Annotated in this window: 22 protein-coding genes; 10 read left to right on the top strand and 12 right to left on the bottom strand. The window is 64.7% G+C overall.

Annotation, left to right across the window (positions count from 1 at the left end; genetic code table 11):
* Positions 1-87: 87 nt before the first annotated feature.
* Together ACFZCE_RS19380 and ACFZCE_RS19375 are read right to left on the bottom strand one after the other, a co-directional pair.
* A complete protein-coding gene (locus tag ACFZCE_RS19380) occupies positions 88-1,299 on the bottom strand; it encodes a DnaJ domain-containing protein (RefSeq protein WP_390941966.1) in 1,212 nt (403 codons plus the stop codon).
* Between the two features lie 95 nt (positions 1,300-1,394).
* The gene (locus ACFZCE_RS19375) at positions 1,395-1,898 is read right to left on the bottom strand and encodes a DUF1993 family protein (RefSeq protein WP_390941964.1); all 504 of its coding nucleotides are present in this window, start codon (positions 1,896-1,898) and stop codon (positions 1,395-1,397) included.
* 157 nt (positions 1,899-2,055) lie between these two features.
* Here ACFZCE_RS19375 and ACFZCE_RS19370 point away from each other — a divergent pair, with 157 nt between their 5' ends.
* Positions 2,056-2,565 (top strand): GNAT family N-acetyltransferase, encoded by a 510-nt coding sequence (locus tag ACFZCE_RS19370; RefSeq protein ID WP_390941962.1) that lies wholly within the window; start codon positions 2,056-2,058, stop codon positions 2,563-2,565.
* A gap of 68 nt (positions 2,566-2,633) precedes the next feature.
* Here ACFZCE_RS19370 and ACFZCE_RS19365 read toward each other — a convergent pair whose 3' ends face one another.
* Genes ACFZCE_RS19365 through ACFZCE_RS19340 form a run of 6 tightly spaced genes read right to left on the bottom strand, consistent with a single transcriptional unit; the run spans position 2,634 to position 7,443 of the window.
* A complete protein-coding gene (locus ACFZCE_RS19365; protein WP_390941960.1) occupies positions 2,634-3,884 on the bottom strand; it encodes a D-amino acid dehydrogenase in 1,251 nt (416 codons plus the stop codon).
* Between the two features lie 4 nt (positions 3,885-3,888).
* Entirely contained in the window at positions 3,889-4,263 is a 375-nt protein-coding gene (locus tag ACFZCE_RS19360) for a Rid family hydrolase (RefSeq protein ID WP_390941958.1), read from the bottom strand.
* Positions 4,264-4,301: 38 nt separating this feature from the next.
* Positions 4,302-4,952, bottom strand: a complete 651-nt coding sequence (locus ACFZCE_RS19355; protein WP_390941956.1) for an ABC transporter permease subunit — start codon at positions 4,950-4,952, stop codon at positions 4,302-4,304.
* Position 4,953: 1 nt separating this feature from the next.
* Complete coding sequence (locus ACFZCE_RS19350; RefSeq protein ID WP_390941954.1) at positions 4,954-5,676, bottom strand: ABC transporter permease subunit; 723 nt, start codon at positions 5,674-5,676, stop codon at positions 4,954-4,956.
* A 1-nt stretch (position 5,677) separates the two neighbouring features.
* On the bottom strand, positions 5,678-6,463 hold the full coding sequence (locus ACFZCE_RS19345) for an ATP-binding cassette domain-containing protein (RefSeq protein WP_390941952.1): 786 nt from the start codon (positions 6,461-6,463) through the stop codon (positions 5,678-5,680).
* 26 nt (positions 6,464-6,489) lie between these two features.
* Positions 6,490-7,443 (bottom strand): transporter substrate-binding domain-containing protein, encoded by a 954-nt coding sequence (locus tag ACFZCE_RS19340; protein WP_390941950.1) that lies wholly within the window; start codon positions 7,441-7,443, stop codon positions 6,490-6,492.
* A gap of 212 nt (positions 7,444-7,655) precedes the next feature.
* Here ACFZCE_RS19340 and ACFZCE_RS19335 point away from each other — a divergent pair, with 212 nt between their 5' ends.
* Together ACFZCE_RS19335 and ACFZCE_RS19330 are read left to right on the top strand one after the other, a co-directional pair.
* Complete coding sequence (locus ACFZCE_RS19335; RefSeq protein WP_390941948.1) at positions 7,656-8,243, top strand: helix-turn-helix domain-containing protein; 588 nt, start codon at positions 7,656-7,658, stop codon at positions 8,241-8,243.
* A 359-nt stretch (positions 8,244-8,602) separates the two neighbouring features.
* Positions 8,603-9,355, top strand: a complete 753-nt coding sequence (locus tag ACFZCE_RS19330; protein ID WP_390941946.1) for an SDR family oxidoreductase — start codon at positions 8,603-8,605, stop codon at positions 9,353-9,355.
* Positions 9,356-9,358: 3 nt separating this feature from the next.
* Here the strand turns inward: ACFZCE_RS19330 and metE are convergent, their stop codons facing one another.
* Entirely contained in the window at positions 9,359-11,653 is a 2,295-nt protein-coding gene (gene metE, locus ACFZCE_RS19325; protein ID WP_390941944.1) for a 5-methyltetrahydropteroyltriglutamate--homocysteine S-methyltransferase, read from the bottom strand.
* A gap of 213 nt (positions 11,654-11,866) precedes the next feature.
* Here metE and ACFZCE_RS19320 point away from each other — a divergent pair, with 213 nt between their 5' ends.
* Positions 11,867-12,676 carry a shikimate dehydrogenase family protein gene (locus ACFZCE_RS19320; protein ID WP_390941942.1) on the top strand — a complete coding sequence of 270 codons (810 nt, stop codon included), beginning with the start codon at positions 11,867-11,869 and terminating at the stop codon, positions 12,674-12,676.
* Between the two features lie 273 nt (positions 12,677-12,949).
* Here the strand turns inward: ACFZCE_RS19320 and ACFZCE_RS19315 are convergent, their stop codons facing one another.
* Together ACFZCE_RS19315 and ACFZCE_RS19310 are read right to left on the bottom strand one after the other, a co-directional pair.
* Complete coding sequence (locus ACFZCE_RS19315; RefSeq protein ID WP_390941940.1) at positions 12,950-13,639, bottom strand: EcsC family protein; 690 nt, start codon at positions 13,637-13,639, stop codon at positions 12,950-12,952.
* 532 nt (positions 13,640-14,171) lie between these two features.
* Entirely contained in the window at positions 14,172-14,660 is a 489-nt protein-coding gene (locus ACFZCE_RS19310; RefSeq protein WP_390941939.1) for a hypothetical protein, read from the bottom strand.
* 162 nt (positions 14,661-14,822) lie between these two features.
* Here ACFZCE_RS19310 and ACFZCE_RS19305 point away from each other — a divergent pair, with 162 nt between their 5' ends.
* Both ACFZCE_RS19305 and ACFZCE_RS19300 read left to right on the top strand, forming a co-directional pair.
* On the top strand, positions 14,823-15,848 hold the full coding sequence (locus ACFZCE_RS19305) for a WYL domain-containing protein (RefSeq protein WP_390941937.1): 1,026 nt from the start codon (positions 14,823-14,825) through the stop codon (positions 15,846-15,848).
* Entirely contained in the window at positions 15,845-16,498 is a 654-nt protein-coding gene (locus tag ACFZCE_RS19300) for a hypothetical protein (protein ID WP_390941935.1), read from the top strand. Before ACFZCE_RS19305 ends, ACFZCE_RS19300 begins: the two co-directional genes overlap by 4 nt.
* Positions 16,499-16,508: 10 nt before the next feature.
* On the opposite strand, the gene ACFZCE_RS19295 is transcribed toward ACFZCE_RS19300, so the two are convergent.
* Positions 16,509-16,907 carry a hypothetical protein gene (locus ACFZCE_RS19295; RefSeq protein WP_390941933.1) on the bottom strand — a complete coding sequence of 133 codons (399 nt, stop codon included), beginning with the start codon at positions 16,905-16,907 and terminating at the stop codon, positions 16,509-16,511.
* Between the two features lie 194 nt (positions 16,908-17,101).
* Here ACFZCE_RS19295 and ACFZCE_RS19290 point away from each other — a divergent pair, with 194 nt between their 5' ends.
* From ACFZCE_RS19290 to ACFZCE_RS19275, 4 genes are all read left to right on the top strand, one after another.
* Complete coding sequence (locus tag ACFZCE_RS19290; protein ID WP_390941932.1) at positions 17,102-19,300, top strand: ankyrin repeat domain-containing protein; 2,199 nt, start codon at positions 17,102-17,104, stop codon at positions 19,298-19,300.
* A gap of 103 nt (positions 19,301-19,403) precedes the next feature.
* Complete coding sequence (locus ACFZCE_RS19285) at positions 19,404-19,643, top strand: hypothetical protein (protein ID WP_390941930.1); 240 nt, start codon at positions 19,404-19,406, stop codon at positions 19,641-19,643.
* A complete protein-coding gene (locus ACFZCE_RS19280) occupies positions 19,640-20,866 on the top strand; it encodes a cobalamin-dependent protein (protein WP_390941928.1) in 1,227 nt (408 codons plus the stop codon). The genes ACFZCE_RS19285 and ACFZCE_RS19280 overlap by 4 nt, the downstream gene beginning before the upstream one ends.
* Before the next feature lies 1 nt (position 20,867).
* Positions 20,868-21,428, top strand: coding sequence for an AAA family ATPase (locus ACFZCE_RS19275; protein WP_390941926.1), 561 nt, complete (start codon positions 20,868-20,870; stop codon positions 21,426-21,428).
* Positions 21,429-21,493 lie beyond the last annotated feature (65 nt).

Genomic DNA, 21,493 nt, shown 5'->3' with positions numbered 1-21,493 from the left:
GTTTCCGGGTTTTGCGGTATTGCCCTCGTGGCAAAGCGTGGCGCGGCATCCCGGTGGTGCCGTACGAAGGGCCATTGAACCCTGGGCCTAGGGCGCCCCTTTGGCCCCCTGCAAGGTGAGGGTCAGCACGCTGTAGTCGATGCGCTTGCCGTTCTGGGTTTCGCTCAGGGTAATCGGCTGGTTGCGTGCCCGCCCGCCGCGGGCCAGTTCCTGGTAACGCAGCTCATAGCGGCCGGCCTGCACGCTGCCCACCGTGAACAGGCCACCGGCCGGCACGAACACCTGGCGGGCCGGGGGCTCTCCAGCCTGCCCCAGCGGCACCAGTTGCACGTACACGGCCGCGCTGTTCTGCTGGTTGTCGAGCACGATCTGGCAATGCCCACCCTGGCGAGTTTGCGCGGTGCCGGCCAGGTAGCCCGCGGCCGACGGCCAGGGTTGGCCGTTCGGTGCCAGCGCCGGGGGCGCCTCGGCGCCGCCGAACGGCCAGCTCATCACCGCCCAGGTGATCAGCGCGCCGGCCAGCAGCAGTGCCGCCAGGTGCAGCGGGAACCATCGATTCAGCGGCCGCCAGGCGTTCTTCAGCCGCGCTGGCGCCGCACCCGCCGGGCGGCTGGCAATGAACGCCTGCAGGCGCTGGGCCAGCTCATCGCGTTCTTTTACCCGCGCCGGCTGGCGTGAAGTGGGGCGCACCTTGGCGCAAAACTTCAGCGCATCGCGGGCCACTGCATGGGCCACATCCGGCTTGCCCGCGCGCTCGAAGCAGTACGCTTGCCAGGCCAGCATCCGGGCGTTTTCCAACGCCGGGTGGCTGCCGCCGGAGAGGTTTTCAAGCAACGCCTGCAGCGAATGCAGCGGCCCCCAGGGGATGCCCCACCAGCCCAGCAGCCAGGTGATGGCCGAGGCCTTGAGCGCGGCTTTTTGCGCGCACTCACTGCAGAACACCCCAGCCACCGGCTTGCGCAGGGTGACCAGCACAAAGCTTCTGACCGAGCGAAACACCGCCACCCGCGGCTGCGCCGACACCTTGCCGCACACCGAACAGCGGATAGGCTCCGGGGTGGGCTCCGGCCGGGCCGCCTGGCGCGGGGCCGCGCCATAGGTGGCACGGGTACGAGGGTCCGAGAGCACCTTGAAGGCGTCGTTGAGCAACTGGAATTGCTCGGTGGTGTCGTGCCCGGGGTTGCGGTCTGGGTGCAGCGCCATGGCGCGCCGGCGGTAAGCAGCCTTGAGCTGCTCGTCGCTGGCATCCAGGGGTACGGCCAGGATCGCGTAGTACCCCAAGGGGTCGCGTGGGCTCATGGAACGTCCGGGTCACTCCGCGCGAAGCGGGACAGCTAGAAGGAGCGCCGATAGTAGCTTAATGAAGGCCACGGCGGGAGGCCGTGGCCGCGGCCTCAGGCGAAACCCAGGTACTGCATCTTGCCCAGCGCCACGCCGTTGTGGCGCAGGATGGCGTAGGCCGTGGTGACGTGGAAATAGAAATTCGGTAAGGCGAACTGCAACAGGTAGTCCTGGCTGGTGAAGGTCGCGGTCTGGCCCTTGAACTTCATCTCGATGGTTTTTTCCGGGCCGTCGAACAGGGTTTTGTCCAGCCCTTCGAGGAAGGCCACGGTTTTACCGATGCGCTCACGCAATTGCTCGAGCGTGGTTTCGTCGTCCGGGTGGCTCGGCACCTCGGCCCCGCTCAGGCGGCCCGCGGAAAACCGCGCGCTGTCGCAGGCGATCTGCACCTGCTTGGTGAACGGCAGCATGTCCGGTGCCAGGCGCGCCACCAGCAGGTTGCCGGCGTCGAACTGCTTCTTCTCGGCGTAGGCCTGGGCCTGCGCCAAGAAGGCATCGAGGTTGTTCAGGCCACGCAAAAAGGCGGCAATGGATGCGTCGTACAGTGCGATTTGCATGGAAACTCCATCGAAGAACAAACAGCTTTGGCCCCCGCCGGTGCGGACTGTAACCCATTTTGCCGGGCAGCTGTATGGCCCGCGGCGGGCGAATCTGTAGCTACCGGGCACGCCCGGCGCTCGCTACGCTCGGGTACCCATTGCCAGAGCCATCGCCATGATTGAACCCGCCATTGCCTTGACCGCCGCCGGGCTTGCCTGCCGGCCTGTAAGCGCCAGCGACCTGGAACTGATTTGCCAGCAGCGCGAGGCGATGTTTCTCGAAGCGGGCAAGGATGCCCAGGCCTTGCGGCTGATGACCGAGCATTTTCGCCCGTGGCTGGCGCCGCGGCTGCGCGATGGCCGCTACTACGGTTTCATCGCGCTGGCCGGCGCCGAGCCGGTGGCGGGGATCGGCCTGATGAACCTCGAATGGCCACCGCACCCTTCGCACCCCACGATGGGCGAGCGTGGCTATGTGCTGAATGTTTACGTGAACCCCAGCCACCGCCGCCGCGGCCTGGCCGCGGGGCTGGTGCAACTGGCCGAGGCGGAATTCACCCGGCGCGGGCTGCAGTTCGCGGTGTTGCATGCCACCGCCGCGGGGCAGCCTGTTTATGCGCAAGCGGGCTGGGCCGGGACCTCGGAAATGGCCAAGCGGCTCGACGCTGGCGCCATGCCTCGCTGAGCCGGCGTATGGGCTGCCTGTGGTTTTACAAAAAGCGGCTATGGATGCGTCGTGCAGGCTGCACAGCGTCACCATATCCTGCGCCCAAGCCTGAACGCCGGCGGCCCGGCCTCGCCACGCAGCACCGCGCAGGTGGCCTCGGCGCTGGCGCAGGCCAGGGTCCAGCCCAGCGCGCCGTGGCCGGTGTTCACCACCAGCCCCTGCACCGGCGTGCGGTCGATGAACGGCTTGCCGTCGGCGCTCATCGGCCTGAGCCCACACCAGGCGTCGATCCGCTCAGGCATGCGCAGTTGTGGGTAGAGGTTGCTCAGCGCCTGCTTGAGGTTAGCCACCCGCCCTGGGCGCAGGCTGCGGTCGAACCCGGCGAACTCGACCGTGCCGGCCACTCGCAGGCGGTCACCCAGTGGGGTCACGCAGATGTGCTCGTGATCATCGACGATCGGCCGTTGCGGGGCGAAGCCCACATCGGCCACCGCCAAGGTCAGCGAATACCCCTTCACCGGCGCCACCGGCAACGCCACGCCGGCCTGGGCAAGCAAGCGCTGCGACAGCGCGCCGGCGCACACCACCACCCGCGCGGCCTCGATCAACTCGCCCCCGGCCCACACCCCTTGGACCTTGCCGCCCTGCACCTGCAGGCGCTGCACCGGGGTATTGAACCTGAAGCGCGCCCCTAGCCGCTGCGCAGCCTGAGCGATTGCCTGGGTGAACAGCCGGGCATCGCCCCAGCGGTCGTTCTCCAGCCACAGGCCGGTGGCGATCTGCGCTTCGATGGGCGCGAGGGTGGGCTCCAGCTCCACGCAATGGGCGGCGCTCAGGGCCCTGACCGATGCGCCCATGCCGCGCAGCATGTGCGCGAAGCCCTCGGCGGCCTGCATGGCACCTGGGCCCTTGAAGATTTCCAGAAACCCGCCGCTGCCAGCGTCGAACGCCAACGGCTGGCGGGCCAAGAGTACGTCCATCAACGCCAGGCTGCGCTGGGCAAAACCGGTCAGGTCGGCGGCGGTGGCGAGGTACTTGGGCGCGCGGCAGTTGGCCAGAAACTTCAGCCCCCAACCACTCAATGAGGGGATGGCCGCGGGGCGCAGCAACAGCGGCGCCTGCTCGTTGCCCATCCATTTGAACAACTGCCTGGGCGTGCCCGGCGAAGACCACGGCAAGGCACTGTTGGCCGCCAGCAACCCGCCGTTGGCGAAGCTGGTGTCCAGCCCAGCTTCAGGCTGGGCATCGAGCACGGTGACGGTTTCCCCGGCCTGGGCCAGGTAGTAGGCAGTGGTGGCACCGATCACCCCGGCGCCGATCACGAGCGTGGCGGCCATGGTCTTAGCCTTCCAGCCAGGCGTTGGCGATGATTTCAATCTTCGCGCCGGGGACCATCAGGTCGGCGACGATGGTCGCCCGGTTGGGGAACGGCGCCTTGAAAAATTCCCGGTACACCTCGTTCATGCCCTCGAAGTAGCGTTTCTCGGTGAGGATCACCTGCACCTGGGTGACGTCGTCGAGGGTGCCGCCAGCGGCTTCGACGATCTTCTGCAGGTTGGCCAGGGTCAGCCGGGTTTGCTCTTCGATGCTGCCGGTTTCCAGGCTGCCGTCTTCGTAGATCGGGATGCTCGCGGTGTACAGGGTGCGGCCGCCTACGGTGGCCCACTCTACCGGGGCGGACCCTTCGGGCAGGCCGGTCTTGATGATCTTGCGCATGGTGACTCCTCGTGACTACAGGGTTGGGATCGGAACGATCAGCGAACAGCCGTGCGGTGTTCCAGCCAGCGCACGGCCATGGACAGCGGAAAACACAGGGCGAAGTACAACGCCCCGACGATCAGGTAGGTTTCCAGCGGCATGAAGTACACCGAGCTGAGGTCTTGGGCGCGCAGCATCAGGTCGGGGGTGGCGATCAGCGAGGCGACCGAGGTGTCCTTGAGCAAGGCGATCGCCACGTTGCCGACCGGCGCCAGCACGATCCGCAACGCCTGGGGCAGCACCACCCAGCGGAACACCTGCGGCGTGCTCATGCCCACCGCCCGCGCTGCTTCGGCCTGGCCACTGGGCACCGCCTCGATGCCAGCGCGGTACACCTCGGCCAGGTAGGCGGCAGCGTTCAGGCCGAGGCCGATCGTCGCTGCCTGGAACGAACTGAACTCAACCCCGACCGCGGTCAGCCCGAAGTACAGAATGAACAACTGCACCAACGCCGGCGTGCCGCGGAACAACTCGATATACGCCAGCGCTGCCCGGCGCAGCCAACGTTGCGGCGCGCGCCGCGCCAGGGCGACCAACAGCCCGGCAACCAGGCCGATCGCCAGCGCGCCCGCCGCCAATTGCAAGGTGGCCAGGGCCGCGTCGAACAGCTCGCCCCGGGCGGCTTCCCACAGTTGCGTCAGGTCCATCTCAACGGCCCTCCATGAGGTTATCGGGCACGCCGCTGGGCGCGGGCGCAGGCTGGGCGCGGGCCGGGTCAAGGCGGCGTTCGGCGCGGGCGGCGGCGCGTGACAACGCCAGGCTCAACAGCAGGTAGATCACCGCCACCAGCAGGTAGATCAGGTTGGTCTGGTAGGTTTCGCTGACCAGCATGCGCGCGCGAAAGGCCAGCTCCGGCACCGCCGCGGCGCTGGCCAAAGAGGTGTCTTTGAGCAGGCCGATGGCAAAGCTGCCCATGCCCGGCAAGGCCACCCGCAGTGCTTGCGGCAACACGATCAAGCGCAGCACCTTGGCCCGCGGCAGGCCGATCGCCTGGGCTGCCTCGCCCTGGCCTCGGTCCACCGTGAGGATCGCCGAGCGGAACACCTCGCAGAGCATGGCGGCGCCGTTCAGGCCAAACCCCAGGATGGCCGCCACCGCCGCTGGCAGGGTGATGCCCAGATGGGTCAAGCCAAAGTACAAGATGAACAACTGGGTAAGGATCGGCACATTGCGAAACAGCTCGAGGTAAGCACTGGCCAGGGCGCGCAGGCCAAAGCGGGGCGACAAGCGCATCAGCGCCAGCAGCAGGCCGAGCACCAGGGCCAGGGCAAAGGCCGCCAGGGTCAGCCCCAAGGTGGCCAGTGCCCCCAGCCCCAGCACCTTGCCGAAGTACGGCAACAGCCCCAGCGTGTGTTGCAAGGCGTCGTTCATCTCAGCGCTCCTGCACGGCCTGGAGAAACGCACGCGTGCGCGGCACCTCGCTATGGTGAAACAACTGCCGCGGCGGGCCCTGCTCAACGATGCGCCCGTCGGCCATGAACACCACGTGGTCAGACACCTGCTCAGCGAAACGCATCTCATGGGTGACCAGGATCATCGTCATGCCCTCCTCGGCCAACTGCTGCATGACCTTGAGCACCTCACCGACCAGCTCTGGGTCCAGCGCGGAGGTGGCTTCGTCGAACAGCATCACCTTGGGCTGCATCGCCAGCGCGCGGGCAATCGCCACCCGTTGCTGCTGGCCACCGGACAACTGCTGCGGGTACGCCCGGGCCTTGTGCGCCAGGCCCACCTTGCCGAGCAACGCCATCGCCCGCTGCTCGGCTTCGGCGCGGTCGCAGCCCTGCACCTTCAGCGGCCCGAGCATGATGTTCTGCAACACATCCAGGTGGGCAAACAGGTTGAAGCGCTGGAACACCATGCCCACTTCGCTGCGCATGCGTGCCAGGGCCTGGTCGCCCATCGGTACCAGGCGGTTACCCTGGCGGCGCTGGCCGATCAATTGCCCGGCGAGGTGCACCGTGCCGGCACTCGGCACCTCCAGGTAATTGATGCAGCGCAGCAAGGTGGTCTTGCCCGACCCGCTGGGGCCGATCAACGACACCTTTTGCCCGGCCAGCACATCAAGGTCGATGCCCTTGAGCACTTCGAGCTGGCCATAGGCCTTGTGTAAACCGGCGATGCTGACCAACGCCGCGGCAGCTGGGGTGGCGGTCATAACGTGCTCCTGAACGGCGGGCGGGCTTAGCTGAAGGCGGTGCTGAAGTCACGCGGCGGGTGGGCGAACGGCCCCAGCAATGCGCCGTTGCCGTCGCGGTCCACGCCCAGGCGCGGGTCGCTGGGCATCGGTTGCAGGTAGTCTGGGTTGGCGATGCCGTAGCGGGTGAGGATCGGCGCGACCTGGCCGGTTGCCTTGAGCCAGCGCACCCCTTGGTTGATGGCGTCGAACAGGTCCTGGTTTTGCGGGTACACCCCCCAGATCGCTTCGAACTTGCCGGTCAGGCTGGGGAAGGCCGGGTCATAGGTGATGGGGATCTGCTTGAGCTTGAGCGCGGGGTTCTGCAGGATCATGTAGTCAATGGTCGGCGCGTCCAGCGCGGCGAAATCCAGGCGCCCGGCGGAAACATCGCGTACGCAGGCGTCACTGCTGTCGTAGAGCTTCACCTCCTTCACCCCGGGTACTTTTTTCATGTCAGGCACGATCGAGTAACCGGTAATGCTGCCCAGGGTGCGGCCCTTGAGGTCGGCGACGCTCAGCGCGCCATCGAACGCCTCGCCGTCGCGCATGATGATGTAAGCGCCGGTGTAGAACACCGCGTCGGTCAGCAAGAGGATTTTCGAGCGCATCGGGTTCCACGCGAAGTTGCCGCCGAACCAGTCGGCGCGGCCGCTGCGCACCGCTTCGATCACCGCCGGGAAGCCCATCGGGACGATGTCGAGCTTCAGTTCGAGGCGGTCGGCGATGAGCTTGAGCATGTCCAGGTCGGTACCCACCGGCTGGCCATCCTTGACCGCCGCCAGCGGCATGTCACCGAGGATGGCGGCGGTCAGGTAACCGGGGCGGATGGTTTTGATCGGTTGCGCGGCCATCGCCGGGGCCAGCGGGCCCAACAGCCCGGAAGCGGCGCAGGCGGTGCCGGCCAGTGCGCTGTAGCGCAGGAATTTACGGCGGGTTACTGCGAGTGTGTCCAGAGCCATGGGTCACCTGTCGTACCAAACGAAAAGGGCGCGTACCGCGGCGGCACGCATCGAAGGCAGGCTCTAAGAAAGGGGCGAAGCGTGAAGCTCGTTGTTGTGGTTGCGGGATCGAATCTACGAGATATTTTGCATAAGTGCAAATTTTTTGCAGGCATTGTGCAGGCATGCAAAAAATTGCAGAATCGCGGTTTTGGTATTGCCGGACAATGTACATGAACGAAGCGCTCAGCCAGCCCACCAGCAGCCTCGCCCCCGGGCCCCTGCTGGCGGCGCGGCGCAAAGAGCTGAAATGGTCGCTGGCCAAGGTGGCCGAGCAGTCGAAGGTGTCGATTTCAACGATTTCGCGTATCGAGAACGGCCTGATTTCGCCCACCTATGCGGTGCTCTCGCGCCTGGCCGAGGCCCTGGGCATCGGTTGGGCCGACCTGATGGGCGGCCACGAACAGCGCTTCGCCCCCGGCTGCCGCGCGGTGAACCGCGCCGGCACAGGCCCCAGCCACTCCACCGCGCGGGGCCTGTATGAGTGGCTGGGCTCGGAGTTGGCGGTCAAGACCATGGAGCCGACGATCGTCGACGCCATCCCGGAAGGCGAAAACCGCGTGCTCGAAGGCCATGACGGCGAAGAGTTCGTGCTGGTGCTCGAGGGCAGCATCATGTTCCTGATGCGCGACTACGCCCCGTTGCGGCTCGACAAGGGCGACAGCGTGTACTTCGATGCCTCGATGCCTCACGCCTACTATGGCGTGACCGAGCCCGCGCAGTTTCTCTCGATCGTGGCGCGCAACCGCCAGGGTGGCTGAGGCCACTCCACAACCTACCCGGCAGCTCGCACGGCGGGCAGAGCGCTAAATCGAGGGTGAAAAACCCTGGTTTTTTTCAGGTGGTTTTACTGGGTGCATGGGCTGAATGGCCCTTCGCCCGGCGCAGCCGGCCTCCCACCAGATATGCGTAAGTACTTGATTTACTAGGCAACACAGAACCCGTGGGAGGCCGTGGTCCGGCACTCCGGCTGTGCCGGGCGAAGGGCCCTCAAACCCTTGCCACTATCATTTCATTTATGAAACGGTAGCTTTTCCACACTTCTATTTTGAAACACGCCCCCCGTCGATATGCTTCTCCCACACCGCAACTCACTCAATCGCAACTCGGGAGAAACACCATGGCTAACAAACTGGAAGGCAAAATCGCACTGGTCACCGGCGGCACCACTGGCATCGGCCTGGCCACCGCCAAGCGCTTCGCCGCCGAAGGCGCCCACGTATACATCACCGGCCGCCGCCAGGCTGAGCTCGACGCCGCCGTGGCCGCCGTCGGCAACGCCACCGGCGTGCGCGTCGACTCCACCCAGCTCGACCAGCTCGACGCCCTGTATGCGCAAATCGGCGCCAACCACGGCCGCATCGACGTGCTGTTCGCCAACGCCGGCGGTGGCTCGATGCTGCCGCTGGGCGAGATCACCGAACAGCACTACATCGACACCTTCGACCGCAACGTCAAAGGCGTGCTGTTCACCGTGCAAAAGGCCCTGCCGCTGCTGGCGCAAAAAGCCTCGGTGATCCTCACCGGCTCCACCGCCGCCAGCTCCGGCACCGCGGCGTTCAGCGTGTACGCCGCCTCCAAGGCCGCGGTGCGTGCCTTCGCTCGCAACTGGATTCTTGACCTCAAGGAGCGCCAGGTGCGGATCAACACCCTCAGCCCCGGTGCCACCCGCACCCCAGGCCTGGTCGACCTCGCCGGCCCGGATGCCGCGCAGCAGCAGGGCCTGCTCGACTACCTGGCGTCGTTGATCCCGATGGGCCGCGTGGGTGAAGCCGACGAAATCGCCAGCGCCGCGCTGTTCCTCGCGTCGAGCGACGCGAGTTTCGTCAACGGCATCGAACTGTTCGTTGACGGCGGCCAGGCGCAAATCTGAGCGCTACCCCTCGGCGCGCAACACCCGAGCGGCCGCCACCATGTTCACCAAGGCCGCTTCGGTTTCCGCCCAGCCCCGGGTTTTCAGCCCGCAGTCCGGGTTGACCCACAGCCGCTCGGCGGGGATGCGCCGGGCCGCCTTGCGCAGCAGGTTGGCCATTTCCTCGGTGCTCGGCACCCGCGGTGAGTGGATGTCGTACACGCCAGGGCCGATCTCGTTGGGGTAGGCGAACTGCTCGAAGGCCTGCAGCAGCTCCATGTCCGAACGCGAGGTTTCAATCGTGATCACGTCGGCGTCCATCGCCGCGATGGCCTCGATCACGTCGTTGAACTCGCTGTAGCACATGTGCGTGTGGATCTGGGTTTCATCGCGCACGCCCGAGGCGCACAGGCGGAACGCTTCGGTCGCCCAGGCGAGGTAACCCGCCCAAGCCGCCTGGCGCAGCGGCAAGCCTTCGCGGAAGGCCGCTTCGTCGATCTGCACAATCTTGATCCCGGCCGCTTCCAGGTCAACCACCTCGTCACGAATCGCCAGGGCCAACTGCCGCGCCTGCGCTTCGCGGCTCAGGTCTTCCCGCGGGAACGACCACATCAGCATGGTCACCGGGCCGGTGAGCATGCCCTTCATCACCTTGCGGGTCAGGCTTTGCGCGTAGGTGCTCCACTCCACGGTCATCGCCTTGGGGCGGCTCAGGTCACCGTAGATCAGCGCCGGCTTCACGCAGCGCGAGCCGTAGCTTTGCACCCAGCCAAAGCGGGTGAAGGCATAGCCGTCGAGCTGCTCGGCGAAGTATTCGACCATGTCGTTGCGCTCGGCTTCGCCGTGCACCAGCACGTCCAGGCCGAGGTTTTCCTGCACCTGCACCGCGTGGCGGATCTCGCTGTGCATGGCCTCGATGTAATCCGCCGCCAGCAGCTTGCCCTGCTTGAACGCCTGGCGCGCCACGCGGATCGCCGAGGTTTGCGGGAACGAGCCAATGGTGGTGGTGGGGTAGGCAGGCAAGTTGAGCCCGGCGCGTTGCACCGCGATACGCTGGGCAAACCCCGACGGGCGCTGGCTGTCGCTGGGCCGCACGGCGGCCAGGCGCGCCTGCACGGCGGGCTTGTGAATGCGCGGCGAGGCGGCGCGGTTGGCCTGCACCGCACGGCTGTGGGCCAGCGCGTGGGCCACCTCCGGCGCGGCGGGGGTGTTCACCGCCTTGGCCAGCAACGCGACTTCCTCACACTTCTGTACGGCAAAGGCCAGCCAGCCCTTGAGCTCGGCGTCCAGTTGGTCTTCCCGGGCCAGGTCTACCGGGCTGTGCAGCAGCGAACAACTCGGCGCCACCCACAGCCGGTCACCCAGGCCTTCGGCGGCATGGCGCAGCACGCCGAGGGCTTTTTCCAGGTCGCAGCGCCACACGTTGCGCCCGTTCACCAGGCCCAGCGACAACACCTTATAGGCCGGCAGGCGGTCAAGAATGGTCGGGTACTGCTCCGGCGCGCGCACCAGGTCAATGTGCAGGCCATCGACTGGCAGGTTGGCGGCCAGGCCGAGGTTGTCTTCCAGGCCGCCGAAATAGGTGGCCACGAGTTTTTTCAGCGGTGAGCGCTGGAGCACGTTGTACACGCGCTCGTAGGCGTTTTTCCAGGCTTGCGGCAGGTCCAGCACCAGGATTGGTTCGTCGATCTGCACCCACTCCACGCCTTGCGCCGCGAGGCGCTGGAAGATCTCGGCATACAACGGCAGCAGGCGGTCGACCAGCTCGAGTTTGTCGAACGCGGCGCCCTTGGCCTTGCCCAGCCACAGGTAAGTGAGCGGGCCCAGCAGCACCGGCTTGACGTTGTGGCCCAAGGCCTTGGCCTCTTCGACCTCTTCGAACAGTTGCTCCCAGCTCAGGGTGAAGGGCTGGTGCTCGGTGAATTCCGGGACCAGGTAGTGGTAATTGGTGTCGAACCACTTGGTCATTTCCTGGGCGTGGGCGCCGGCGCAGCAGCCGCCGTTGCCGGTGGCACCACGGGCCATGGCGAACAGCGTATCCAGGCCGGGCTTGGCATCGCCCTGCGGGCGGAAGCGCTCGGGGATCACGCCGAAGGTCAGCGAATGGGTGAGCACCTGGTCGTACCAGGCGAAATCGCCCACTGGCAGCAGGTCGATGCCGGCGGCTTTTTGCAGTTGCCAATGGGCGGCGCGCAGCTCGCGGCCGACGGCGCGCAGGCCGGCTTCGTCGAGGGTGCCCTTCCAGTAGGCTTCCTGGGCTTTTTTCAGCTCGCGGTCGCCGCCGATACGGGGGAAGCCGAGGGTGTGGGCGAGTGCCATGTGGGGGTCTCCATGCGTTCAATGCGATGGAGGGATTGTCCGGGGCGCCACCCCGTGAAGCAATTTCATATTATTTGGGTTGGCCGTTAGGTTTTTTCATGTTGGCGCGCGCACCGCGCTGATCGCACGGTTTGCGCACCAAGCCCTTTGCCATTTAGCGCGCATACGCTCAGGCTTTCACCACAACAACGTCAATAGGCTTGGAGGCAGCACATGGTAGGTGGCGCAACGCGGCTGGTGGCGATCGTGGGTTCGCCCATCGCCCAGGTAAAATCCCCGCACAATTTCAACGCCTGGTTCCAGGCCAACGGCCAAGATCAGGTGATGCTCCCTATTGACTTGCACGCCGGCGCCATTCCCGCCTTCATCGCTTGCCTGCGCGGCTGGCACAACCTCGACGGTTGCGTGGTCACCGTGCCCTACAAGCAATTGATCGCCCCCCATCTGGACCACCTCAGCGCCCGCGCCAAGCTGCTGGGCTCGGTCAATGTGATCCGCCGTGAAGCCGATGGCACCCTGCTCGGCGATAACGTCGATGGCGAAGGCTTTCTCGGCGCCGCGCGCGCGCACGGGTTCAGCGCCCAAGGCCAGCGCGCGCTGGTGCTCGGCGCGGGCGGGGTGGGCAGTGCGATTGCCTGTGCCCTGTGCGAAGCCGGCGCCGCCGAACTGGTGATCACCGACCTCGACAGCGCCCGCGCGCAGGCCTTGGGCGAGGCGCTGCGCGCGGCCTTCACGGGTACCCGGGTCAGCCATGCCTACACCTCACTGGCCGGCTTTGGCCTGGTCGCCAACGCCACGCCGATCGGCATGGGCGATGGCGGCGAGTTGCCGTTGCCCGAGGCGTTACTGGCTACCCTCAGCCCCGGGTGCCTGGTGGCCGACGTGGTGACCTCGCCGGAGATTACTCCGCTGTTGGCGCGGGCCCAGGCACTGGGCGCGCGGGTGCAGACCGGCCCGCAGATGGCGCGGGCGCAGATGGGCAACCTGGGGAATTTTATGGGGGTGATGCCGTTGGGGGTGTGAGTGGGGTGGGGCTTGGTGTGGGGTAGCGGCCCACCGGATTTGTGTAGTGCCCTGAAGAGCAGGTACTACACAAATCCGGTGGAGGCCGGCTGTGCCGGGCGAGGGGCCAGTCAGGTCATGCGCTCAGTAAAACCAGGTGAAGAGACCAGGGTTTTTCACCCTCCACTTAGCGCTTTGATTGCCCAAGTGAACAGCATCCCGGCTGTGCCGCGCGAAGGGCCAACCTCTAACCAATGCGCTGGCGGGTCCAAACCCACGCTTTGATCAATCCACTCAGGCGGGCTGCGCCGCAGCCTCATCTCCCTCGACATGAAGCAGGAACACATCACGGGCGACGCTGCCCACGTAGCGAGTAAGGGCGTAGTTGGCAGTAGAGCCGATGACAACACCCACACCAAAAGGAATCGCCTTGACAAGAGACTTCTTGGTGAAGGTGATACCTACCATCTTGAACAACTGCTTGATGGTTTGCAGAGTCGCGCCCTTAAGGGTGTTCTCGACGACCTTCACAGCCGCCTTGGAACCGACCTTGGTCGCGCCTTCCTTTGCCATTTGCTCAAGCGAACCACTCAAAGCAATAACGAACGACATGTGCTTAGCATCTTCGTTGGTCATTTTTTTGTTGATCGCCATGCCAAGGCACATCGTCATATCGATCTGCAATTTCATGCACACCGAAACATCTGCAAGGCCGCCTCCGACCATCGCAACCGCGGTACCAACACCTGGAATGACGCCCGCCAGCGAGGTAGCACCACCAGAGGTAGCTGCCATCTTGGCGTAGCGGGAGATGATTTTATCAGTCACTAAGACCTGAACCTGAGCATCTGTTACCTTGGGCTTTGCCTTCCGGATCTGTCCTTCATATTGCGTCACAAGCTCACGTGCATCCTTAGGGGTGATCGCGATAGCCTCGACCATCTTCATCAAGGCGGAGCCGTTGTCTTCCGTTTCGTCCGTCATCTCAAACCTCTGAGCGGGTAATTCTTAGCGAATCTGGTTGGGAACAACAGAATTTAAAGCGTAACCGGCTCCCGAAAGAGCTTGCGCAGAGGCCTCATCTGTTCGTTATGTAACGCTGCCTACCCCGCTTGGATCGGCGCCACGCTGGCAATCTTTAACCGCCGCCGGCGATTCATTTTGAGAGCCTCCGCGACAATTTCCACTTTCAACGCCATTTGATACTCCGCCGCCAGCGCTCCCGACGCACTTCCGAAGGTGTCGCCTCACGCCTATCAAGCTCGGCACTCATGCACTTCGCGCAACAATCGAAAATATCCACACCAAGCCGCATCGCGTCGCTTGAGCCCAAGGTGGTCACCCGCCACCCACACGCCTGGCACGTGAACGTCATCGGCGGCCAAGGCCTGACCATCATCGCTGCCCCTCTTGCGCCCGCTTCAAATCACAATACTCCCGGTAAAGCGCATACCCTTTGCGCACCACCACGACCAACCCCACCACCGCCAATGCATTCTTCATCGCACACCTCCCCTCACCGGCACTGCCGGCCGCGATCTAACCCCACCAGCGGCCACTGCGCCGCCTCGTAATATTGCGCCGCCACCGCCTTATCCAGCGGCCGCCCCAAGCCGTGCCAGGCCTGCTCGGCCAGGTTGAACGCAGCATCGCGGCTGCCCAGCACGAACGCCAGGCGCAGCAGGCGCCGGGCCAGGGGCACATCGCCCTGCAGGCGGGTGCCGTTCAGCCACAGCCAGCCGAGGTCGTTCAACGCATCGGCATCCCCCTGCAGCGCATGGCTGCGCAGCCGCCCGTACACCGCCATGAGCAGCGGCAGGCTGCTGCAGGCCGCCAGTACAGTGGTGCCGAACAGCGCCTGGCCATCGCGCCACACCCGTTGCGAGGGGCGGCCGATCCCCAGTGGCGTGCGGCGCGTGGCGGGGATGGGCAGGTACTGCACCGCCTCGAGTGGCGGCAAGCTGCTGTCCAGCAGCTGGTGCAGGCGGGCATGGGCATCGGCCATGGTGTAGCTCCTTGAGTTGTCCAAGGCCATCCTCCGGGTGGGTGCGACAGGGAATGTCGCGCGCTACGGATATTTTTCTTAAGCGTTATCGGTGCATGCCGATAGCTCTAGCGCGGGCAATCGCCAGCGCCGTGCCGCCCCCCCTGCCAGGAAGCCCCTCCAATGCCCACGCAAAGCAGCCACCAAACACTCGTCCGCCTGTGGGAGCTGATGCGCCTGATCCCGCGCTACCCGCGCTCACTGACTGCCGCCGAGCTGCACGAGGCCCTGGCGCACGGGGGGTTCGCCACCAGCAAGCGCACGGTGGAGCGCGACCTGGTCGAGCTCAGCCGGCTGTTCATGATCAATTGCCAGGAAGCGCAACCCCGCGGCTGGTTTTGGGAGCAGCGCGCCACGCTGGAGTTTCCCAGCGTGACCTTGAGCGAAGCGTTGTCATTGCGCCTGCTTGAAGACAGCCTGCGGCCGATCATCCCAGGCCAACTGCTGAAGGTGCTCGAACCGCGCTTTCAACTGGCCCAACGCAAACTCGAGGCGCTCAGTGAGGACTCCGCGCCGGCGCGCTGGGTGGAAAAAGTCGCCAGCGTGCACCCGGCGCTCAGCCTGTTGCCGCCAGACATCAACGAACAATGCCTGGCGGCGATCCAGCAGGCGTTGCTCGATGATTTACAGGTCCATTGCCGCTACCACTCCAGCAGCAAGGGCACCACCCAGGCGCTGACCTTGCACCCACTGGCGCTGGTGCAACGGGCGCAGGTGACCTACCTGATCGCCACCGTCGATGGCTTCACCGACATCCGCCGCTACGCGCTGCACCGTTTTACCGAGGTGGCCGTGCTCGAGAGCGCCTGCCAACGCCCCGCGGGCTTTGACCTGAACACCTGGCTGGATGAAGGCGCGATGCAGTTCGGCCAACCCAGGCACATTGAGCTGCGCGGCTGGGTCGACAGCGCGCTGGCCGCGCGCCTGCGCGAAACACCGCTGGCCGCCGACATGCAACTTGAAGCACAGCCGGGCGGTGCAACGTTAGTGGCCACGGTCGTCGACAGTTGGGAATTGAAATGGTGGTTGCTTTCACAAGCCGGTTCGATCCGCATCGACGCGCCAGGCGAACTTCGCGCTGAAATCATCGCCCACCTGCAACAGGGTTTGGCACTCTACGCCCCTCACACCAAGGACGACCGCCCATGAACTACCAGGCATTGAAAACCCGCCAGCGCAAAGAGCGCGAAGGCCACCCCCTCAACCTGACCTTGCGGGTGCACCGCGCACTGAGTTGGTTACAACGCGCCGAACAAGCTGAAGACATCGACGGCCGCTTCGTGTTCTTGTGGATCGCCTTCAACGCGGCGTATGCCACCGACATCGATGAGAAGTATCGGCTGTCTGAACAAGAGGCCTTCCGCGCCTTCCTGCGCAAACTCTGTGAGCTCGACCAGCAGCATCGCATCGAGAAACTGGTGTGGGCGGAGTTCCCCGGGGCGATTCGGGTACTGCTGAACAACCCTTATGTGTTCCAAAGTTTCTGGGACCACCAGAACGGCAAGCTGAGCGCCGCCGAATGGGAGAAACGCTTCGCCGACGGCCGCCGCCGCGCCCATGACGCGCTGGCCAAACGCGACACCGCCGAAGTACTCGGGGTGTTGTTCAACCGCATCTACACCCTGCGTAACCAAGTGATGCACGGCGGTGCCACCTGCAACGGCACCACCAACCGCGCGCAACTGCGCGATGCCACCGGGCTGCTGGGTAAACTGGTGCCGTTGATCATCCTGTTGATGCTCGACAACCCTGGCACGCTGTGGGGCGATGCGAGTTACCCGGTGGTCGAGGCGCCCTGAGCGTAGCGGCTCAAGGCACCAATGGCCGCCCCTTGGCCTTCAGCGCTCGGTACTCCTCGAGCAACTGCGCGTAACGCAAGTGGCTCAGCCCGCCCTCGCGCTGGGCCTCGATCAACCGGCCTAGCACCTGGTGCAGCGCCGCGCGCACGCCCTGGGCCTCATCGCGGAACACCTCAACCTTGCGCTGCAGTTGCTCTACATGGGCCTTTTCTGCCCGCACCGCCGAGGCCAACTCGCGGCGCTCGCTTTCGCATTGTTCGGCCAAGGCCTGTTGCCGCGCCAGGCTTTGCTCGCACTCACAGGCGCGCCGGGCATGCCGCTGGGCTGCCCAGGCCTTTTGGCACAGGGCGATGCCCAGCACGGCGGCAGCGGCCCAGCCCAGTGCCGCCAAGACGTCCATTGCACTCATGTGTTTCTCCGTACGCTCGGTTTGCTGGAGAAACGATATGTCGCTTCAAATTACACATCTAGAGTGTTTACATGAACAGGTAAAGTTTTCGCGCAGGTAGGCTGCCGCTGCGGTAGCCCAGCCCATCGTGTGATCGCTAAAGTGACACGCCGCCTTTTGCTGGCGGCACCCAGCCTTATCAGGTGCAACTTGAAATGAAACACAGCGTTATCCTGCCAGCCCCCGGCAAGGTGCTTCGAGCGTTGATCACCGCGACAGGGTTTCGCCCCTGCCTTGAAGGAAAAGGGCTAGACCGTGATCTGGACCACTTGGCCCTCGAGGCGCGGCCTGGCAGCAATTTCGAGTTGCTGGAAACCTGCCAAGCCCAATGGCTACGCGCCATTCGCGACGATGCCGGTGCGGCCTGGAGCAACTGGGCCGAGGCCGCCTGGACGCGGTACAGCGGGCTCTTGCGCTCCCTGGCTCGTAACTTCGATACCACAGGCCTGCTACAGGGCCCGGCGCACTCCGCCATCATGAAATGGCTGGTCATCCCAGAAATCGCGGCGGCGCTCAAACGCGCAACCCTAGAGTTGCCTTTATTCGAGATCAGTACCTGGTGGGCGTCTCCCTTTGCCGCCTGGCTGAGCGCTGCACAGCAGCACACCGCACTGGAAGAAAAAACACTACTAGCTCGCCTCGCCAACCACGCCGATCTGGACGAACGCACCTTGGCCCGCTGGCAACGGGGTGGCCCTATCGGCACCGGATTATGGCCCTACCGAAATACGCTTGAGGCGCTGCTGTTCGATTGCAAGCTGCCCAGCGCAAATCAAGAACGGCTGATTGGCTGGCTGATCATCGCCGCCGCCGTGCAATCATGCCCGGCGGGCTTTCGTAGCAGCCTAGAAAAGGCGTTTCGGGCGCTCCCCCAACAGCCCCTGAAGACCGAGGCGCAGTTCATTTCCAGCGTAAAGCGTGAGGCAGCTGACCGCGAAAGCCTGGCGGTGCGCGACCGAGTAGCGCCGGTGCTCGAAGAACTGCATCATTTATTTGCCGATACTGCCCACAATCAACAACCCATTCGCGACCGCCTCGGCTGGCTTCGCACCCTCTGCGAGCGCGGCACGCCAGCTGTCCGCGCCGCCCATGAATACCTCTGGCTCGGGTATTCCGCCCGCCTGGCCGCCAACCTTGAAGACAGCGCGACAGCGCTAAAACTGTACGCCGCGACCTGCGACCACGCCTGGTGGCGAGCCGGGCCCAACCAACATGCGTTTATCCATGAGGCCCTGTGCTACGCCGTTGGCGTGGGCAACCAGGTACACGCCAACCATTATTGGGACAGGTGTTTCTGGCTGGGCTTGAACACCCCACCGAAACGCCCGCTAGGCGAACAAACCCTGCGCCGCGTGTCGTTTGGGTTCGAACGGCTGTTTGCACCGCAGCAGGCGAAAGCCCGTATTCCACCAGCACTGCGTCACATCGTGGGGCCTTTTGTGCTGCGCGCTGAAGACCTGGCAGCACCCAACGCGCTGCGCAAACACGCTGAAGGGCGGGTGCGCTATACCCCGTTCATGAACGCAGTGTTATTGGGCGAACTGGCTGACGTGAAAGCACTCGCCGAGGCCGGAGGCGACCCGAATGCGTTCATTCCCGAGTCTGGCGAAACAGCGCTGATCATCGCCCTGCGCCGGGCCTGGGACCGGCAGAATCCTGACATTTTGCAGTATCTGTTAACCCTGCCTATTACCCCTGAAACCGCCAACCGCCCGGCCTCCACTAAAGGGGAAACCCCGCTGCATATCGCTATGAACATGGCCGCGCCCCAGGTGGTAGAGCAACTCATCGAACGCGGGGCGGATGTTGAACAGCCCTGTTACACCTCCCCCAGTGCATTGGTGTATGCGATGGCACTGCTGCACGACAGCCTGCTCCCTGGCGATGCCACGCAGTGGAATGCCTACCTGCAAGGGCGGGTACCGGCAGACGCCTTCGATGCTAAAAGTGGCGCGATCCTCGACTGCGAACTGGCCGCCCATCGCCAGAATACCCAAACGAAACTCGCCAACCCGCGCCATACATTGATCTTCGAAGCGGTCTCACGCTATTACCAACGAAGCGCCCACGCGCGCCGCCAGGTCGTGCTGGCATTACTGGCAAAGGGCGCCGACGCAAACCGCCGCTATGCCGATTTCAATGGCCACCGTGACCGTTGGACACCCACACTTTTCGCCGCGCAAACAGGTGACCTGCTGGTGTTCAAGGCCATGCTCGAGGCAGGCGGGAACCCCTGGGCACTGCTCGACGAAGGCGAGCCCGCGAACGAACGCAATGCGCTGTGGGTCGCTGTGATCTATCAGCGGCAAGCAGTAGCCGAGTACCTGCTGGAACGCCTAGGCGAACGCGCTTAAGCGCCGCCACGATTTTTCTGGTTTTTCTTTCGGCTGGCTGTCGAGTACCGGCAGCCGCCTCTATTGCATCGTGCGCACACCACCACGCAATAGAGACACCACCATGTACTTCAGTAAAAACAAAGACATCAACCAACTGGTACTGCAACTGCTCCAGCGCGGCTGGACCTATTCAAGAGGCAAGCACTTCAAGCTGTTCGCGCCCAACCGTTGCGGCATGGTCATCGTGCCCACTACGCCCGGCGACCACCGCGCCTTGCAGAACTTCCGCCACGATGTACGGCAACGCCTACAGGGTAATCCTGGGCGTTATCGCCGCAACGGCCAAGGGATAGCGCCATGAAGCCCGTGGTGCTCGTATCGATAGACTGGTGGCGCCCTCAAGACGGAAAGACCAGCCTGGGCATCGCCTCGATTGCCGCGGCCCTTCAGGCGGCGAACGTGCCGTGGCGGGTGGTTGCCGCGCAGGTCAACAGCGCGAGTTTCTCCCTTGAGCGCCTGCGTGCCGAGCTGCTGCAGGCCATCGCCGAGGCGGGCCCAGGTTGCCTGGTCGGCTTCGGTACCTACGTGTGGAACGATGCTGAAGTGCAATACTTGCTGAAGGCGGCCAAACGGCGTGGCGCTAGCGTCGTGCTTGGCGGGCCGCAGATTTCCTACATGCCCACGGGGCAACTGGAACGCGCCTACCCAGGGGCTGATTATTTCGTGCGTGGCCAGGGGGAGCTGGCCATGGTGGCACTGGCCGGCGGCGACGCCCTCCAAGGCTGCGGTATCCACAAGGCCGGTACCCCTGACCTGGGCCTCAAGGCGGAGCACGACCTATTGGCCTTGCCGTCGCCCTACTTGCTGCATACGCTCGAACCGCTACCGAGCCTGCGCTGGGAAACCCAGCGGGGCTGCCCGTTCCGATGTGCGTTCTGCCAACACCGAGAGCCTGGAAAGCGCCTAAGCCACCAGCGGTTCGATGAGCAGCGCCTGGAACGGGAACTGGCCCTATTCGCCAGTGCCGGCGTAACACGTATCTCCGTGCTGGACCCGATTTTCCACACCAGCCCTGCGCGAGCCATTGCCGTATTGAACGCCGTCAAGGCAGCAGGCGTAACTGCCAAACTGGCACTGCAGTGCCGCTTCGAAACCTGCTCCGCGGCATTTCTGGACGCGCTCGAAGGCCTCGACGTAACCCTGGAGTTCGGCCTTCAAACGACGATAGAAGCCGAGTACCGCGCCATTGACCGGCCAAATGACATGGCGCTGGTGCACGGCAAAATCAACGAGCTGCGTACACGCCAGATCGACTTCGAAGTGTCGCTGATCTATGGCTTGCCCCTTCAAACCTTGAGCAGCTTCCGCGCCAGCGTGGATTGGTGCCAGCAACAGCAGGTGCCACGCCTGCGCGCCTGGCCATTGATGCTACTGCGTGGCACACCGCTGCATGCGCAGCGGGAGCGTTACGGGTTCAGGGAAGGCCTTGATACGCGCATCCCCATCGTCGTTGCCAGCGATAGCTTTAGCGAGGCTGAGCACGCGGAGATGGCCCGGCTCGCCACGGCACTGGAGGGGCACTGAAATGGGCGGTTTTATCGTCATCGAAGGGCTGGATGGGGTCGGCAAGACCACCGCCGTGAACGTATTGGCGAGCTGTTTTGCCGGCCGCGCGATGAGTACCCCGGGGCCTGCTCTGGGCGATCATCGCCAGGCCTTACTCACCGCGTTTGCCGAGGATGAACTGGCCAAGGCGTTGTTCTACGCAGCCAGCGTCTCCTGCGCCGGCCGGCACGCGCGCCAGTTGGCCGAGGCTGGTGGCTGGGTGTTCATGGATCGCTACTGGGCCTCGACACTCGCTTATGCAAAGGCCCGGGGTGTCACTGCAAATCTTGAAGCCCTGGGCACTAGCTTGGTACAACCTGACCTCACAGTGTTGTTGCTGCTCGCTGAGCCCGAACGGCAGCGGCGCCTGCGCGCGCGCGGCGCCACGCCGGAAGACAACCAAACGCTTGCCCCCGGTTTTCGGGCGGCTGTGCTTGAAGTGCTTCAAGCCCAAGCCAGCCTGGCGATCGATATCACCGGCTTGGCGCCGGATGAAGTCACGGCACAGGTATCTACCGCGATCCGCGAGAGCGGCCTTTGAATAACCGCTCGCTGCCCGCGGGTGCGCAAGCCCTTCTCTGGAGTAATACGTCGCTTGAAACGACA

The organism is Pseudomonas sp. NPDC007930, assembly GCF_042958985.1.
Classification (GTDB): Bacteria; Pseudomonadota; Gammaproteobacteria; order Pseudomonadales; family Pseudomonadaceae; genus Aquipseudomonas.
This window is presented reverse-complemented; position numbering and strand designations above follow the sequence as displayed.